The sequence below is a fragment of the Vespertiliibacter pulmonis genome (assembly GCF_013377275.1).
Lineage (GTDB): Bacteria > Pseudomonadota > Gammaproteobacteria > Enterobacterales > Pasteurellaceae > Vespertiliibacter > Vespertiliibacter pulmonis.
Genome location: NZ_CP016615.1, coordinates 207,779 through 225,045 on the forward strand (window position 1 = coordinate 207,779; position 17,267 = coordinate 225,045).

The 17,267-nt window shown below is 37.5% G+C and carries 13 protein-coding genes; 8 read left to right on the top strand and 5 right to left on the bottom strand.

What is annotated here, in order from left to right; translation table 11 throughout:
* Positions 1-122: 122 nt before the first annotated feature.
* On the top strand, positions 123-1,163 hold the full coding sequence (gene selD, locus A6B43_RS01095) for a selenide, water dikinase SelD (RefSeq protein WP_124210754.1): 1,041 nt from the start codon (positions 123-125) through the stop codon (positions 1,161-1,163).
* 17 nt (positions 1,164-1,180) lie between these two features.
* Positions 1,181-2,386, top strand: a complete 1,206-nt coding sequence (ubiH, locus tag A6B43_RS01100; protein WP_124210755.1) for a 2-octaprenyl-6-methoxyphenyl hydroxylase — start codon at positions 1,181-1,183, stop codon at positions 2,384-2,386.
* 39 nt (positions 2,387-2,425) lie between these two features.
* On the opposite strand, the gene A6B43_RS01105 is transcribed toward ubiH, so the two are convergent.
* Genes A6B43_RS01105 through A6B43_RS01115 form a run of 3 tightly spaced genes read right to left on the bottom strand, consistent with a single transcriptional unit; the run spans position 2,426 to position 7,336 of the window.
* Positions 2,426-3,847: a DUF945 family protein gene (locus A6B43_RS01105; protein WP_124210756.1), complete on the bottom strand. Its 1,422-nt coding sequence runs from the start codon at positions 3,845-3,847 to the stop codon at positions 2,426-2,428.
* 59 nt (positions 3,848-3,906) lie between these two features.
* Positions 3,907-6,021: a 3-hydroxyacyl-CoA dehydrogenase NAD-binding domain-containing protein gene (locus A6B43_RS01110; protein ID WP_124210757.1), complete on the bottom strand. Its 2,115-nt coding sequence runs from the start codon at positions 6,019-6,021 to the stop codon at positions 3,907-3,909.
* Positions 6,022-6,031: 10 nt separating this feature from the next.
* Positions 6,032-7,336, bottom strand: coding sequence for an acetyl-CoA C-acyltransferase (locus A6B43_RS01115; protein ID WP_124210758.1), 1,305 nt, complete (start codon positions 7,334-7,336; stop codon positions 6,032-6,034).
* Positions 7,337-7,481: 145 nt separating this feature from the next.
* On the opposite strand from A6B43_RS01115, the gene coaE reads away from it, so the two are divergent.
* Positions 7,482-8,108, top strand: a complete 627-nt coding sequence (gene coaE, locus A6B43_RS01120; protein ID WP_124210759.1) for a dephospho-CoA kinase — start codon at positions 7,482-7,484, stop codon at positions 8,106-8,108.
* Position 8,109: 1 nt separating this feature from the next.
* Positions 8,110-8,292 (top strand): DNA gyrase inhibitor YacG, encoded by a 183-nt coding sequence (gene yacG, locus A6B43_RS01125; RefSeq protein WP_124210760.1) that lies wholly within the window; start codon positions 8,110-8,112, stop codon positions 8,290-8,292.
* A gap of 87 nt (positions 8,293-8,379) precedes the next feature.
* On the opposite strand, the gene A6B43_RS01130 is transcribed toward yacG, so the two are convergent.
* On the bottom strand, positions 8,380-9,021 hold the full coding sequence (locus tag A6B43_RS01130; RefSeq protein ID WP_124210761.1) for a Fe-Mn family superoxide dismutase: 642 nt from the start codon (positions 9,019-9,021) through the stop codon (positions 8,380-8,382).
* A gap of 414 nt (positions 9,022-9,435) precedes the next feature.
* Between A6B43_RS01130 and thrA the strand changes: the two genes are divergently transcribed.
* The 4 genes from thrA (at position 9,436) to A6B43_RS01150 (ending at position 16,081) form a co-directional block, all read left to right on the top strand.
* The gene (thrA, locus tag A6B43_RS01135; protein WP_124210762.1) at positions 9,436-11,892 is read left to right on the top strand and encodes a bifunctional aspartate kinase/homoserine dehydrogenase I; all 2,457 of its coding nucleotides are present in this window, start codon (positions 9,436-9,438) and stop codon (positions 11,890-11,892) included.
* Positions 11,892-12,839: a homoserine kinase gene (thrB, locus tag A6B43_RS01140; RefSeq protein WP_124210763.1), complete on the top strand. Its 948-nt coding sequence runs from the start codon at positions 11,892-11,894 to the stop codon at positions 12,837-12,839. The genes thrA and thrB overlap by 1 nt, the downstream gene beginning before the upstream one ends.
* A gap of 242 nt (positions 12,840-13,081) precedes the next feature.
* On the top strand, positions 13,082-14,701 hold the full coding sequence (locus A6B43_RS01145) for an ABC transporter substrate-binding protein (RefSeq protein WP_170152428.1): 1,620 nt from the start codon (positions 13,082-13,084) through the stop codon (positions 14,699-14,701).
* A gap of 111 nt (positions 14,702-14,812) precedes the next feature.
* The gene (locus tag A6B43_RS01150; protein ID WP_124210765.1) at positions 14,813-16,081 is read left to right on the top strand and encodes an O-acetylhomoserine aminocarboxypropyltransferase/cysteine synthase family protein; all 1,269 of its coding nucleotides are present in this window, start codon (positions 14,813-14,815) and stop codon (positions 16,079-16,081) included.
* Between the two features lie 57 nt (positions 16,082-16,138).
* Here A6B43_RS01150 and A6B43_RS01155 read toward each other — a convergent pair whose 3' ends face one another.
* A complete protein-coding gene (locus A6B43_RS01155) occupies positions 16,139-17,170 on the bottom strand; it encodes an ABC transporter substrate-binding protein (RefSeq protein ID WP_124210766.1) in 1,032 nt (343 codons plus the stop codon).
* Positions 17,171-17,267: the final 97 nt, after the last annotated feature.

Below are 17,267 nucleotides of genomic sequence, written 5' to 3' on the forward strand. Positions count from 1 at the left end.
AATTTCTACAAATTTTTTGCTAATCAACTAATTATCTTTAATAGAAATAATGCTGATATTCAAAAATCGGAGTAAAATCTCCCTAATTTTATATTTATTTAGTTTTACGCTTAAGGATAACAATGGAAACGTCTATTCGCTTAACACAATACAGCCACGGTGCTGGCTGTGGTTGTAAAATTTCACCAAAGATACTAGAACAAATTTTGCATACAGAACAAGCAAAATTTATTGATCCAAATTTATTAGTAGGTAATGAAACCAAAGATGATGCTGCGGTCTATGATATTGGTGGCGGGGTTGGAATTGTTAGCACTACTGATTTTTTTATGCCTATTGTTGATGATCCCTTTGATTTTGGACGCATCGCCGCTACAAATGCCATTAGCGATATTTTCGCAATGGGAGGAAAACCAATTATGGCGATCGCTATTTTAGGTTTTCCAATCAACAAATTACCAGCCGAAGTTGCTCAAAAAATTGTGGAAGGTGGACGATTTGCTTGCCAACAAGCGGGTATTGCTCTAGCTGGCGGACACTCTATTGATTCCCCAGAGCCAATTTTTGGGCTTGCGGTAACAGGCATTGTTCCAACGGAAAATGTGAAAAAAAATGCTTCTGCCGTTGATGGCTGTGAATTATTTTTAACTAAACCGCTCGGTATTGGAATTTTGACGACCGCTGAAAAACAAGGAAAATTACGTCCTGAAGATAAAAATCTCGCCCGTGATGTAATGTGTCAAATGAATTTGGTCGGTGCTGAATTTGCAAAAATCCCTGAAATTACCGCAATGACAGACGTTACCGGGTTTGGTTTATTGGGGCATTTAAGCGAAATTTGCCAAGGTTCTCATTTACGAGCTGAAGTTGATTTTAGCCAAATTAAAACCTTAAATAATGTAAAAGACTATATTAAACAAGGGGCTGTACCCGGTGGAACTGAACGCAATTTTGACAGCTATGGCCATTTAATTTCTCCTTTAAATGATGAACAAAAAGCCATTTTGTGCGATCCACAAACCTCCGGCGGATTGTTAATTGCCGTACAACCACAAGCGGTTGAATTAGTGAAACAAATTGCAAAAAATGCTAATACAGAATTATTCCCCGTAGGTCGATTATGTGTTGCCGATGCCAATAAAGCCCTAATTGACGTGAAATAGGTGCAAAAGAGAAATTTATGCGAAAACAAGTTGATGTTGTGATTGTCGGCGGAGCGGTAACTGGCTCAATTTTAGCTTTGGCACTCAGTTCTGCTACTCATCACAAAATGCAAATCGCTATTGTAGAAAAAAACATACCTAATTATGAAAAACAGGGTGGATTTGATGCAAGAGCAATCGCATTAGCCCAAGGTAGTTTACAAAAACTTGCTAATATCCGACCGCTTGCAACCACATCAAGCGGTCATTTAAAGGAAATAATTTGCCAATTAGCTACGCCTATTCAACAAATTTATGTGTCTGATCAACACCATTTTGGTAAAACTGTACTTTCTGCCGATGAACTGAATATCCCTCAACTTGGGGCTGTGGTTGAACTCGCCACGCTTGGCAAAACCCTCGCTAGCTTAATTTCTCAACAACCCAATATTACACTATTCTGCCCTGATCAAGTGGTTAAAATTGAACGCTCTCAACAAAAATGCTCACTCACCCTTGCAAGTAAAATTTGCCTTGATTGTTCATTGATGATTGCCGCAGACGGCATTCATTCACAACTTGCAGAGCAATGTGGCATCGCTACACTGACGGAAAAATCCTACGCTCAGTCGGCGATCACTGCCAATGTAAGGGTAAGTGAAGCACATAATAGCCGTGCTTTTGAACGTTTTACCGCAGAAGGCCCTTTTGCCTTATTGCCGTTACAGGAAAATGTAATGTCATTAGTATGGTGTGTGAAAGATCCAAATGAAATCATTGCATTATCTGATGAACAGTTTTTATCAGCATTACAACGTCAGTTTGGCTGGAAATTAGGACGTTTTTTACAGGCTAGCAAGCGGTTTGTTTATCCACTTTCTTTGCAAAAGGCAGAATCTCATATTCATCATCGGCTAGCGATTGTCGGTAATGCTGCCCAATTATTACACCCCGTAGCAGGGCAAGGATTTAATCTCGGAATGCGGGATATTTATCAGCTAACTCAGCTCGTTAGCAATGTGTTTAATCAACAACAAGATATTGGTAACTACGCTCTATTAAGCCAATTCGAACAACAACGACAAGCCGATCAACAACGAATTATCACCGCTACAAGCGGTTTAATCTCGTTATTTAGTTGCGATCTGCTACCGTTACAAATTGGACGTAATTTAGGGCTCGCTATGCTTAATCAAAACAGATTTTTGCGTAATCAAACCGCTCATCAAGCACTTGGTTGGTAACGATAAAAAAGCTGATGAATCTCTTCATCAGCTTTTTTATTATTTACCCATTCCACTTAGCCCAAACATTATCATCACGATAGCCATTTCAACTTTTTTCTCAGGTACTTCTTTGCCATTTAATTTGACTTTACCGCCATCAATTTCCAACGTTACTTGAATATTTTCAGGATCAACCACCGCCAATTCACTGGCTTTCGCATTATAAAGCAATTCATTGAGCTTCTCTTTTGCTATAATCTCTGGGGTACCATTTGATTTTGGATGAAGGGAATATAGCTGTGTAAGAAGCTGCTCCAATGCCGAAATATTCAATTTCATGGAAAATGACGATTGTTTAAATAACTTTATAATTTGATTGAACTTCTGAACATCGCTCTCTAAATTATCACTATTGAGAATCAAAGCCAGCTCATTTTTACCTTTCTCATTTTCAAGAGAGAAATTATTGATATGAATTTTCAGAGGGCGTTCCATTACTGTTTTACTAAGAACTAACATATTTTCAGGTGCTAGCGTTTTATTCCCTATTATATAAGCAACTAATTCATTAATTGCTTTTGCATCAAATGAAGAGAATGTATCTAATTTCAACAGTCCAAAAGATTGCTGGCTATTTTGGGATGCAATATCTAATTTTGCAGACATCTTACCCGTACTGTCATAAACATTCTTATTTAATTTTGAATCTGCCGTGTAATTCACATCACTAAAACCAACCTTAATACTATTTTCCATTGGGTTAATCGGTGAAACCTTATAGGATTTAGCCTTAACCCCTACATCAAAATTTGCCAAATAAGGATAATCCGATTTTTTCTCCCAATTCAAATGGATATTAGCCTGTTCAAGATCAATACGTTGATTTGATTTTGAATTACTGGAATTTAATAACGGCGTATGAATTTCGGCATACCCATTGCCCGATTTATCAATCTTAAAATCACTTGTTATGCCATCAGCTTTTTGCTCTATATTTAACGCATTGGTTATGTGATAGGGTTTAACCACGATATTTCCAGAAATGGACTCTTGATAACCAATATTGAATGTTGTAGAAAGAAAATCTAACGAGCTAAATATCTCTTTCAACCGTTCAGGTGCGATAACATTGGTTTCAATACTCACTGCCGTTGGAATCAAATTGCCTTTTACAACCTGATTTAATGGTAATGGTCCGTGATAAACCGTGCCTTTCCCTTGAAAAACATCCGTTTTATCCATTGTTATGGTTTCAATCTCATAACTAATATCAGAACTAAACAAATGGCGATCTAATTTAATATTTTTTACCTTTGCATCTATATCATAGATAGACTTTAACAAGGCTAATTGTTCATTAATTTCTGCGGGCAACTTGCTAGAGTACTGTTCAAATTGTTTACCACTGTACCAACTTCCACCCGTTACTACAACGCCAAGCCCAACAATGACAGAAACAGCTATTGTTGATAATTTCATCTATTTTTTCCTCTTATTTCAAATAGCTAACATTGTTATTCACAATGTTAGCTAAATAATTACTCTGCTTTTGCTCGTTCAATCAACCACTCACAAGGTGTAAAACGATCACCATAAAGCTGGCGATGTTTATTTAACTGGGCGACAATCGCTTTTGCCCCTACCTTATCAATATAGGCATAAATACCACCTCGGAAATCTGGGAAGTCAAAACCTAATACCGATGCTACATTACCTTCATCTTTTGATTGAATCACATTATCTTGCAGACACCAACAGGCTTCATTGATCATTCTTAATACACAGCGGCGGGCAATATCTTCTGCTTCCATTTCATTATGCATAATCGTTTCCATCACATGATAAATACTTTTATCTTCCTGAGTACGCTGTCCTGCGGAATCGTAGAGATAAAAACCACGATTATTTTTACTACCTTGACGATCATTATCAATCAATAATTGTACGCTTTCAGGCAGAGTAAAACGATTACCTAATTCTCTTACCATTGCAGCATTAGATTTCACAATTACATCAAGTCCTATATCATCAATCATCGCTAAAGGCCCGAGTTTAAAGCCAAACTCCTGCAAAGAGCGATCAATAAATTCAATCCCCTCACCATCTACAATACATTGAATAGCTTCCAGTAAAAATGGCGTTAAAATACGGTTGATGAAAAAACCTTCTCGATCTGCCACTAGAAGTGGTACTTTTCCTTGCTGAATAGCGAAATGAATTGCCGTTGCAATGGTATTCTCACACGTTTTTTCGTGCGGAATAATTTCTACCATTTTGCACTTAGTTACAGGGCTAAAGTAATGTAAACCAATAATATTTTCAGGTCGCTGTGCAACAGAAGCAATATCTCGGATAGAAAAGGTAGAGGTATTCGTAGCAAAAATAGTATCTGGACGATAATATTGCTCACTTTCTCTCACCATCTGCTGTTTTAATTCCAGATCTTCATAAACCGCTTCAATAATTAAATCTGTTGTTTTCGCTGCGACTAAGCGATCTCCGCCTGTAATTAAATTCATTCGCTGAATCATCTCGCCGTGCGAAAGTTTTCCTTTACTCACCTCTTTTTGCATCAAACCGTAACAAGTTTGTAACGCTTTTTGAATACCTTTAGGGTGAATATCTTTAATACGCACCAGTACCTGTGCATTATTTGCTGTAAGATAAGCAATCCCTGCTCCCATATAGCCACTACCTAACACACTCACTTGCATCACATCACGCACTTGAGCACGGTGTTGATAACTCTGCTTCATTTCTTGTTCTGTCTGTTTCAAATTCATTAGCACTTGAGCTTGTTCTGTCGCCATTAGCTCAACTAATGCTTCTTGCTCCATTGTAAGCCCTACTTTGAAATGAGGCTCTTTCAGTAATTCCAATAATTTGATGACTGCAGGATAGTTTCCAAACGTTTTACTCCATACTTGATTTTCTACATAATCAAGATAGCGTTGGCGGAAAAAAGTATTCCCCCATAAATTTTTCCGCCATTTATTTGACAGCGTAAGCGGTTGTTTATAGTTTATTTTTTGCACGCCATTATTGATTAAAAGCTGATATGCTGTTTCAAAGAGATTACTTGCTGGCACAAGATTATCAATTAACCCTTGCTTTAATGCATTTTCTACCGTCATTTTATCGCCAGAAACCAACATTGTGATCGCATTTGGCAAGCCAACTAAACGAGGCAAACGTTGTGTTCCTCCCGCAAAAGGTAATATTCCTGAACGAACTTGTGGCATTGCAAAAACAGTATGGCTTTCTTCACTCGCAATACGATAATCACACGCTAGAATTAACTCTAAACCAAAGCCAAAACAAGCCCCATCAATCGCAGCGATTACAGGCATTTTAAGCGCATTAATTTCACGCATTACTGCTTGTGCGTCTTGAGAAATTGCTTTTAGCTGAGCATCAGTTTTACTACGCAATGTACTTAATTTATAGCCATTGATAAAACATTTAGATTTGCTAGACATAAAGATAACGCCCCGTGCCTGTTGATACAAAATCGTACCAAGCACATCACGCAAATCAGAAAAAAACTGCTCAGACAGCGTGTTAGTCGGCTCATCAGTTACATTGATCCGCACAATCGCAATCCGATTTTCATCAATTTCTACGGTAAATGAAGAGAGTTGTTGTTCTGTCATTATGCTTTCCTTATTCACTTTCTAATACCATTGCTGAACCTAGCCCACCTAAACCACTTGAGGCAACTAAAGATAACCCACCGCCTTTACGTTTCAAGGCATTTAAAGATTGAATAACAATCCGTAAACTGGTTACCGCTCTAGGATTACCAAAAGCAATTGACCCACCCAAGTGGTTGAGCTTATCTGGATCGATTTCACCAATACAAGCGGTACGATTTAGCTCATTTTTTGCAAATTCCTCACTTTCAAACAAACGCATATTCATTAACATTTGGCTTGCTGAAGTTTCGTGAATATCAATTAAATCTATATCTTGTAAACTTACATTAGCACGTTCAAGGGCTAAATGGCTAGAAATCGCAGATCCCATAAACATATTTTGCCAAATATCGTTCCCCGTAATCGCATAACTTCGAATATAACCTAAAGGTTCTAGCCCAAGCTCTTTCACTTTATTTTCACGCATTAGTAACACTGCTGCTGCACCATCAACTGGACGAGAAATATTTGCCTCTGTTACCGTTGCATAACCTTTATTGCTTAATGGGGAAAACTGTTCGTAGTAAGGTTTATGCGTTGCTTTTTCAATTAACGTATCACAAACAACAAAATCCGTATAAGGACGAGGGAAAGATTGCATTACCTCCGCTTTTAATAACCCTAATTTCCACGCATCTGAGGCTTTCTGATTAGAATAACGAGCAAATTCATCTTGTTCCTCTCGGGTAATATGATATTTTTGTGCCGTTTGTTCAGAGATATCAGCAACCGACATTTGAGTCATATAATCTTTTAAATCAATACCTTGTGGCTTCAAATCACGCCACGATAATTGCCGAAGCAACTCAAATTTTTTCTCAAAACTCGATGTACTGAAAATAGTACGAAGTTTATGAATAACTCTTGGACTAATACTAAAAGGCGCATTAGAGATAGAATCTGTTCCCCCAGCAATACCTGCTGAAATAGAGCCACTAATAATACTGCCTGCCACATTTACCAATGCTTGCAATCCTGAAAGGCAAGAGCTACTTAACGTATACGCCTGTAAATAAGGCATATTTAGTGCCAATGCAATTTCCCTAGCAGGGTTTGGAATATCGGGTTGTTGAATAACTTGTCCAAATACAAGCTGATCAATTTGATCCCGTTCAAGTGCTAATCGACTTAACAATTCATTAGTTACCATTGTTCCTAAATCTGTTGCATAAGATGATTTAAATTGTGAATCACATTGTACAAAAGGCGTTCTTAATCCAGACACAATTGCAATTCGCTCACCTTGTGCATTGAGAAGATTTTGTTTAGCCATAAGATTCCCTTATATTTTATTCAAAATTGTAGGAATTTTAACACGCTCATAGAGAAAGCGGAAAACTCGTGGTGAGATTTTTTCATTTTTTATAAATAGCGTAAAATAACTCACCGATGAAAATACAAAAAATAGAAGGAAATTTATGAGTTATATAGTTGGTTTAACTGGCGGTATTGGTAGCGGAAAAAGCACTATCGCCGATCTCTTTGCAGAACTTGGTGTGCCAATAGTTGATGCAGATATTGTTGCTCGCCAAGTCGTTGAAAAAGGCTCACCACTTTTGCAACAAATTGTGGAACATTTTGATAACAACATACTCACCACAGAAGGGGAATTGGACAGATCAGCGTTACGCCAAATTATTTTTCAGTCCGAGCAGGAAAAAGCGTGGCTAAATAATTTACTTCATCCTGCTATTCGTTCTGAAATGCAACAACAGCTGGCTGAAATTTCTAGCCCTTATGCACTTTGGGTTGTTCCCTTGTTAATTGAAAATAAGCTCACGCCATTATGTGATCGTGTTTTAGTTATTGACGTTACCCCAGATATTCAACTTGCTCGAGCAAGTAAACGAGATCATAGCAATATTGAAATTATTCAAAACATAATGAATTCTCAAGTCGATCGCCATACTCGGTTACAATTTGCCGATGATATTATCGAAAATAACTTACCGCTTGAACAAAATCTCAAACATCTTACCCAGCAAGTTGCAGAGCTACACCAACGTTATCTAACATTTGCTCAACAAAAAATAGAAAGGAAATAAAATGACTATTGTAAATTGTCCAACGTGTGAAAAAGAGGTTATTTGGTCACCAGAAAGCCATTATCGCCCGTTTTGTAGTAAACGTTGCCAGCTCATTGATCTAGGGGAATGGGCCGATGAAAAGAAAGTGATTGCAGGCAGTGAAGATGAATTAGTTTCTAGTGAATTAGGCTATGATGATTAACATCAAGCGGTTATTTTGACAAAAATTTTACGTATAAAAAATGGTGGACAGGCCACCATTTTATTACAATTATTTATCGCTTAATGCTTATTTTTGGCAACCACAATCCGCTAATTTACTTTCATAACGGCGTTCTGCTTCGTCCCAGTCCACAACATTCCAATAGGCTTTAATATAATCTGGACGACGGTTCTGGTAGTTTAAGTAATAAGAATGTTCCCACACATCTAATCCAATAATTGGATAGCCTGATACACCAGCAACATCTTTACCCATCATAGGATTGTCTTGGTTAGCGGTTGAAACAATAGATAATTTACCATTTTCTAATACAAGCCACGCCCAACCAGAGCCAAAACGGCTTGTTGCTGCTTTCTCAAATTCGGCTTGGAAAGCTTCGAATGAACCAAAATCACGCTCAATTGCTGATTTTAACTCACCTTTTAAAGTTGTTCCTTTCTTTAAACTTTTCCAGAAAAAAGTATGATTAACGTGACCACCTAAGTTATTACGTACCGCAACTCGCTTATCTTCAGGCACTTGTGATAAATCTTTTAATAATGCGCCTGGGCATTTTGCAAGTAATTCAGGATAGGCTTCTAACGCTGCATTTGCATTATTAATATAGGCTTGGTGATGCTTTGTATAATGAATTTCCATTGTTTTTGCATCAAAATGCGGTTCTAACGCATCGTATGCGTAACCTAATTCAGGTAATGTGTATGCCATTTTTTAAATCCTCAAAAATAATATGTAGAATTTGAGTAAAAACTCAGCGTTATCCTATCAAAAAATCAAGAATGAATATACTTTTTTTTGATCTATCTCAATATAATTTGCTTTTACTCTATATTGTTAAAGATAATATAAATTCTTTAACTAATTTTGTAAATTTTTGCTAAAAATTCATTGACAAAAAAATCATTTTCGCACATTCTTCTGAACGTTTTTAGCTCAACCTTAATATAAAAAGAGAACGTGAATGCCCTACTCAACTAAAATTATTACTACGATGATGACCATTATGTTGCCACATAATGCGGGTGTTCGTAGCTAAAAAACAGAACTGATACAAACCCGCTTATACAAGCGGGTTTTTTTATACATTTTTTACAAATTATCACAAATTTTCAGGAGAACCTTATGCGAGTACTCAAATTTGGCGGAACATCTTTAGCCAATGCAGAACGTTTTATTCAAGCGGCAAACATTATTGAAAAAGCCCATTTAAGCTCTCAAGCCGCAGGTGTACTATCTGCTCCAGCCAAAATTACTAACCATCTAGTTGCGATTGTGGATAAAGCCAAAGCTGGCGAGCCATATCAAGCTAATTTAGACGAAGCCACCGCTATTTTTAATCAAATTATTACGGGGTTATATAATGAAAACCCTAAGTTTGATCGAGAAAATATTACTCAATTTATTAACAATGAACTTCAACAAATCTGTGAAATTGCCAACGATGCCTCAATCAAACAATTCTGCCCTGATAATATTGGTGCAACCGTGCATAGCCGTGGAGAAAAACTCTCTATTGCACTAATGAAAGCGTGGTTTGAAGCAAAAGGCTATGAGGTTACTCAGATTAATCCTGTTGAAAAATTATTAGCCCACGGGCATTATTTAGAATCTTCTGTTGATATTGCAGAATCAACCAAACGTATTGATGCCCAATCTATTCCCAAAACAAATATTATACTGATGGCAGGATTTACTGCAGGTAATGAACAGGGAGAATTAGTTTTACTTGGGCGTAATGGTTCAGACTATTCAGCCGCTTGTTTAGCCGCTTGTTTAAATGCTGAGGTATGTGAAATCTGGACAGATGTTGATGGTGTTTATACCTGCGATCCCCGTTTAGTTCCCGATGCGCTCTGTTTAGAATCAATGAGTTACCAAGAAGCAATGGAACTGTCCTATTTCGGTGCAAAAGTTATTCACCCTCGTACTATCGGCCCACTTGTTCCCTTAAACATTCCTTGTTTAATCAAAAACACCCATAATCCAGATGCCAAAGGCACTATTATTGATGGCAACCTTGCTACCGATAATTTAAAAGTAAAGGGGATTACTAACCTAGATAATATTGCAATGTTTAATGTATCAGGATCAGGTATGCAAGGTATGGTTGGAATGGCTGCTCGAGTATTTTCAACAATGTCGCAAGCGGGTATTTCCGTCATTTTAATTACCCAATCTTCTTCAGAATACAGTATTAGCTTTTGTGTGCCAGTCAAATCTGCGGATAAAGCTCTCTTAGCATTAAATACCGAATTTTCACAAGAATTAAAAGATAATCAATTAGACCCTATCGGTGTAATGAAAGATCTTTCTGTTATTTCCGTAGTCGGTGATGGAATGAAAACCTCTAAAGGTATTGCTGCTCGCTTTTTCTCAGCACTAGCACAAGCAAATATCAGTATTATTGCGATTGCACAAGGTTCATCTGAACGTTCTATTTCTGCTGTAGTACCATTAAATAAAGCGATTGAAGCTGTGAAATCAACACATAACACATTATTTAATAATAAAAAATTCGTTGATGTTTTTCTCGTTGGTGTTGGTGGTGTTGGCGGAGAACTTATCGAACAAATTAAACATCAGAAAGAATATTTGGCTAAAAAAGATATTGAGATCCGTGTTTGTGCATTAGCCAATTCCAACAAAATGTTGCTCAATGCACAAGGGCTATCCCTAGAAAATTGGCGTGTCGATCTAGATAATGCAACCCAGCCATCTGACTTTGACGTATTACTCTCTTTTATTAAATTACACCATGTTGTAAACCCTGTTTTTGTAGATTGTACAACAGCGCAATCCGTTGCCAATTTATATGCAAGAGCATTAAGAGAGGGGTTTCATGTTGTTACTCCGAATAAAAAAGCCAATACCTCAAGCTATGATTATTACCAAGAAATGCGAGAATACGCCCGTCAAAGCCAACATAAATTTCTCTATGAAACTAATGTTGGTGCTGGGTTACCTGTAATTGAAAACTTACAAAATTTATTAGCCGCAGGTGATGAAGTTGAAAAATTTGAAGGTATTCTTTCAGGTTCTCTCTCATTCATTTTTGGTAAATTAGAAGAAGGTTTAAGCCTATCAGAAGCAACGCTCATTGCGAAAGAAAAAGGATTTACTGAGCCAGATCCTCGAGATGATTTATCGGGGCAAGATGTTGCTCGAAAATTATTGATCCTTGCTCGTGAGATTGGTTTACCTTTAGAGCTTAACGATATCAATGTTGAAGGTATTCTACCAATAGACTTTGCAAACGGAAAAACGACAGAAGAATTTCTCGCAATGTTGCCAGAGCTAGATAGTGAATTTGCAAAAAAAGTACAAGAAGCCACCGCTTGTAATCAGGTTTTACGCTATGTTGGCACTATCGAAAATGGTAAATGTACAGTTTCAATAAAATCCGTAGGTGGTGATGATCCACTGTATAAAGTCAAAAATGGTGAAAATGCGTTAGCGTTTTATACTCGCTATTATACGCCTATTCCACTTCTATTACGGGGTTACGGAGCGGGTAACAACGTTACAGCAGCAGGTATTTTCGCAGATATTCTCCGTACATTACACGGAGGAACAAACTAATGGTACTCCGTATTTATGCTCCAGCGTCAAGCGCTAACTTAAGTGTTGGATTTGATTCATTAGGCGTTGCAATTTCTCCAATAGACGGGTCATTACTCGGTGATGTCGTTCAAATTGAAGATTGCTCTACACCATTTGAATTAGAAAATGCGGGGTATTTCGTGCGTAAATTACCGAAAGAACCCCATAAGAATATTGTTTACCAAGCCTATGTCTTATTTAGTGAACGTTTAACACTACAAGGCAAAACAGTCAAAAACCTACGTTTAACCCTTGAGAAAAATATGCCTATCGGCTCGGGGCTTGGCTCAAGTGCTTGTTCCATTGTTGCAACTCTTGTCGCATTAAATCAATTTCATCAAACCCCTTTCTCAACGATGGAATTACTTGAAATGATGGGAGAATTAGAAGGACGTATCTCCGGCTCAATTCACTATGATAATGTTGCGCCTTGTTATTTAGGTGGATTGCAACTTATGACTCAATCTCTTGGTAATATTAGTCAGCCTTTACCATTTTTTGATAACTGGTATTGGGTACTTGCCTACCCTGGTATTGAAGTTTCAACCGCTGAAGCTCGTGCAATTTTGCCGAAAAGCTATACTCGTCAAGATGTTATTTCTCAAGCACGCTATTTAGGTAGTTTTGTACACGCCTGCCATTCACAACAAGCACAGCTGGCAGCGCTAATGATGAAAGATTTAGTCGCCGAGCCATACCGTGAAGCTCTGCTCCCTAATTTCCCTGAAATTCGTCAAGGCTGTAAGGATCTCGGCGCACTAGCTGTTGGTATTTCAGGTTCAGGGCCAACTATTTTTGCTATTGCGCCGAATTTGGAGCAAGCTCAAAAACTTTCAACCTACCTTGAAAACCACTATTTACAAACGAATGAAGGGTTTATTCATATCTGTAAAGTTGATAATCGAGGCGCAAGAGAAATTTGTTAATTCTTTGAATAATTACTTATTCTAAATTAAACAACGTATTAAATCGGGGGAATAACAAGCGGTAGTTTTCCCCGATTTTTTGCAAAAATGTTAACTACCTCTCAAACTCTACAAAAATATTCTATAAAACAGGACGAAAACTTTACAACACTCTTTAATTTCTGTATGTATAAAAAGCGTCCAATAACAACATATTATAGGAAAAATTTATGCAACATCTCATCACCACACCTCAGCGTTTTATGAAACGTGCCCTATTCAGTAGTACAATTTTATTGACACTCATTCCTAATGCATTTAGTGCAAAAGTTCCAAATAATGTACCCCTTGCCGATAAGCAAGAAGTGAATATTCAAGTTACAGCAGAGGCCTCAACCCTTGATCCGCAAAAAATGGAAGGAACAGGAGAAAGTTTAATCGCCCGCCAACTGCTTGAAGGTTTAGTAAATACAGATGACCTTGATAATATTATTCCCGGAGTTGCTGAACGATGGGAATTCTCTCCTGATTTTAAAACCCTAACATTTTATTTGCGCCATAATGCAAAATGGTCAAATGGTGATCCTGTTACTGCTCACGATTTTGTCTATGCGTGGCAACGGCTTGCTGATCCAAAAACAGCATCACCTTATGCAACTTACCTTGAATTTATGAAACTAGAAAATGTAGCTGATGTGGTTGCTGGAAAAAAATCGCCTACGGAGCTTGGTGTTAAAGCAGTTGATGATTACACGCTTCAATTAACCCTTACCGCTCCAGTTCCTTATGCTGCAGAGCTCACACAACACGCCTCTCTCTATCCTGTTCACCGTGCAACTGTTGAGAAATACGGAGAAAATTGGACGCTTCCTGAACATTTTATCGGAAATGGGGCATATAAAATTGCTCATCGAGTCTTAAATGAAAAACTTGAACTTGAGCGTAACCCGACTTATTGGAACAATACAGAAACAGTAATTGATAAAGCGACCTTCTTGATCCTTAATGAAACATCGGGTATCGCACGCTATCGTTCAGGTGATTTGGACATAGCTTTCATTCCGTCAACGCTTTATAAAGATCCAAAATTCCGCAAAGAGTACGATTCTCAAATTTATAATACCCGTAAATTAAGCACTTTTACCTATGAGATGAATTTATCTAAACCACCACTAAATGATATTAGAGTAAGAAAAGCTCTCGATCTAGGAATGGAACGAGAAATCATCACTAATAAAGTACTTAATTTTGGCCAAATGCCAACCTACCGCTTCACGCCAAGCTACATTCGGGGAGGTGAAAAGATTAAACAACCTGAATATGCACAGTGGACACAAGCCCAACGCAATGAAGAAGCTAAAAAATTACTACGTGAAGCTGGATATAGCAAAGCAAATCCACTAAAAACTGAGCTTCTTTATAATACAAATGAAGGACTAAAAAGCATCGCTATTGCCGCGACTTCAATTTGGAAGAAAAATTTAGATGGTATGGTAGATATTTCTATAAAAAATATGGAATGGAAAACATTCTTAGATACCAAATCGCAGAAAAATTACCAACTCGCTTTTGCCGCCTGGAGTGCTGATTATAATGAAGCAACCACGTTTTTAACTTACTATCTTTCTAACAGCGAACAGAACAAAATTGGCTTTAAAAGTGAAAAATTTGATAAGCTTATCAATGATTCCTACTATGCGAAAACAGAAGAAGAACGAGCTGATCTTTATGCTCAAGCAGAAGAAGAACTAGGCAAACATCACCCTTTTGTGGCTATTTATCATTATGCAGGGCTTTTCATTAAAAACCCGAAATTACAAGGATACGAAGGAAAAAGCCCACAAGGCACCTACTTTATCCGAAATCTTTATCTCACAAAATAACGTGAAATAATCATCTGATAAGCGGTGAGTTACTTACATTTTTTGCAAAAAATGCTTAGTTCTAACCGCTTATTATCATCTTTAACCTAAAATTATTATAAGGAAATAACAATGGAGTTCGCGACACAATGCTTACACGCAGGCTATAAACCGAAAAATGGTGAACCTCGAGTTCAACCCATTGTACAAAGCACGACGTTCACTTATGACTCATCAGAAGAGATTGGACAATTATTTGACTTAAAATCTACGGGCTATTTTTATACTCGCTTATCAAATCCTACAACGAATGCAGTAGAAGAAAAATTAGCAATGATTGAGGGCGGAATAGCCGCAATGTGTACGGCATCAGGTCAATCTGCGGTATTCTATGCTCTGCTCAATATTTTAGAAACAGGCGATCATTTTATCTCATCAAGCTATATTTATGGTGGCTCTTACAATTTATTTGCTAACACCTTTAAAAAAATGGGAATCGAAGTGACTTTTGTCGATCAGACACTTCCCTTAGATGAACTAAAAAAAGCAATTCGCCCAAATACAAAAGCTATATTTGCCGAAACTATTGCAAACCCTGCTCTGCGTGTTTTAGATATTGAAAAGTTTGCTCAATTTGCCAAACTAGCACAAGCACCACTGATTATTGATAATACTTTCGCCACGCCTTATTTCTGCCGTCCACTTGAATTTGGTGCAAATATTGTCATTCATAGCACATCAAAATATTTAGATGGACACGCCGTTGCAATGGGAGGCGTAATTATTGATGGTGGAAACTTTAATTGGGAAAATGGTAAATTTCCACAGCTAAGCACCCCAGATGCTAGCTACCACGGCTTAATTTACACCGAAACCTTTGGAAAAATCGCATATCTTGTTAAAGCTCGAGTACAACTAATGCGAGACTTAGGAGCAACACCATCTCCTCAAAATAGCTTTTTACTTAACCTTGGTATCGAAACCCTACCAGTAAGAATGGATCGCCACTACAGCAATGGGCAGCAAGTTGCTGAATTTTTAGCAACTCAACCACAAGTCATTAGAGTAGATTATCCAGGGCTAACCACTTCACCCGATTATGATTTAAAACAAAAATATTTACCAAAAGGGTTATGTGGCGTGATTGCTTTTGAAATTAAAGGAGGAAAAGAACAAGCTGCTAAATGGTTAGATTCACTGACATTAATTTCTCGTGAAGTTCACGTTGCCGATATTCGTACCTGCGCTTTACACCCTGCCACTTCAACTCATCGCCAGCTTTCTGATGATGAATTGGATAATGTAGGTATTTCAGCAGGGGTAATCCGTATTTCTTGTGGCATTGAAGATATTAAAGATATCCTTACAGATATCCGCCAAGCTTTTGAAAAAATAGCCTAATAACTAAAAAATAAAAATCCCCATTTAGGGGATTTTTATCGTGCTATTACTTATAGACTACTTAGCAAGTTTTATCTCAAGTAACCATTTATCAATTAATCGCTTACCTTCATCACTATTACCAAAACGATCATAGTCCCAATCAATTAATTTTACTTTATTGAGTACAACTGATTTATCAGAAACCTCTGCGGTGCTATTTGTTGGAATTTGATAAACGCCATATTCTCGCCACGGAATTTCTTGAGCTTCTTTAGATAGCACCCAATCCATAAACAATTTTGCATTATCTAAATGGCGAGCCCCCTTTAAAATACTTGCGCCACCTAAAGCATAACCTACTCCATCTTCAGGCAATACAGCTTCAACCGATGCACCTTTCTCTTTTTCGGTGGCATAGCTATGCACAAATCCAACGGTTACCGCACTCTCACCACGAGATAAATTTGCTGTTACTAAATTGCTTTTAACATACTGTGAAACATTTTTATCAAGCTGTTTTAAAAAAGCAAATGCCTTTTCTTCTCCCCACAATTGAATTAACGTTGCCATAATCGTATATGTTGTGCCAGAGCTACGAGGATCAGGTAACTGTACTTCTCCTTTTAAACGAGGATTAAGTAAATCTTCCCATTTTTTAGGCATATCGACACCTAATGTTTTTAATTTTTCAGTATTCACACCAAAACCAAGCACAAGTAAATAGACAAGGGAAGTAAATTCTCCTTTCTGGCTATCAATTAATGGCTTAAATTGGGCTAAAGTTTCCGCTTGTTTAGGGGACCGATATGGCTCTAATAACCCTAACTGCCCTGCCTGCAAATGAGGCTCTAACGTGCCGCCATACCAAAAATCAGCCTGTGGATTTGCGCTTTCGGCTTTAATTCTTCCAAAAATCGTTCCCGTTCCACCGTGAATAAACTGGGTCTCTACATTATATTTTTCCGAAAACTTTTTAGTAATATGTTCACATACATTTTTTTGTACCGTGCAATAAACGGTCAATTTACCTTCAGCCTGTACTGTATGAGTTGCAAATAGTGTTGTTAAACAACACATTGCGACCGTACTTAATTTCTTAAATTGCATTGCTTTCCCCCATAAAAATGAAATTCAGTTTATCACCCTCGTTTACAGTCTTCAAATAATAACTTATATAAATCTATGCTAAACTTCTACCCAATTT

What these genes read in the sequence shown, in the direction of transcription:
- thrA (WP_124210762.1), top strand. Translation starts at nt 9,436, where the DNA reads ATGCGAGTACTCAAATTTGGCGGAACATCTTTAGCCAATGCAGAACGT.
- A6B43_RS01115 (WP_124210758.1), bottom strand. Translation starts at nt 7,336, where the DNA reads ATGGCTAAACAAAATCTTCTCAATGCACAAGGTGAGCGAATTGCAATT.
- A6B43_RS01105 (WP_124210756.1), bottom strand. Translation starts at nt 3,847, where the DNA reads ATGAAATTATCAACAATAGCTGTTTCTGTCATTGTTGGGCTTGGCGTT.
- A6B43_RS01130 (WP_124210761.1), bottom strand. Translation starts at nt 9,021, where the DNA reads ATGGCATACACATTACCTGAATTAGGTTACGCATACGATGCGTTAGAA.
- A6B43_RS01155 (WP_124210766.1), bottom strand. Translation starts at nt 17,170, where the DNA reads ATGCAATTTAAGAAATTAAGTACGGTCGCAATGTGTTGTTTAACAACA.
- coaE (WP_124210759.1), top strand. Translation starts at nt 7,482, where the DNA reads ATGAGTTATATAGTTGGTTTAACTGGCGGTATTGGTAGCGGAAAAAGC.
- A6B43_RS01110 (WP_124210757.1), bottom strand. Translation starts at nt 6,021, where the DNA reads ATGACAGAACAACAACTCTCTTCATTTACCGTAGAAATTGATGAAAAT.
- ubiH (WP_124210755.1), top strand. Translation starts at nt 1,181, where the DNA reads ATGCGAAAACAAGTTGATGTTGTGATTGTCGGCGGAGCGGTAACTGGC.
- A6B43_RS01150 (WP_124210765.1), top strand. Translation starts at nt 14,813, where the DNA reads ATGGAGTTCGCGACACAATGCTTACACGCAGGCTATAAACCGAAAAAT.
- selD (WP_124210754.1), top strand. Translation starts at nt 123, where the DNA reads ATGGAAACGTCTATTCGCTTAACACAATACAGCCACGGTGCTGGCTGT.
- yacG (WP_124210760.1), top strand. Translation starts at nt 8,110, where the DNA reads ATGACTATTGTAAATTGTCCAACGTGTGAAAAAGAGGTTATTTGGTCA.
- A6B43_RS01145 (WP_170152428.1), top strand. Translation starts at nt 13,082, where the DNA reads ATGAAACGTGCCCTATTCAGTAGTACAATTTTATTGACACTCATTCCT.
- thrB (WP_124210763.1), top strand. Translation starts at nt 11,892, where the DNA reads ATGGTACTCCGTATTTATGCTCCAGCGTCAAGCGCTAACTTAAGTGTT.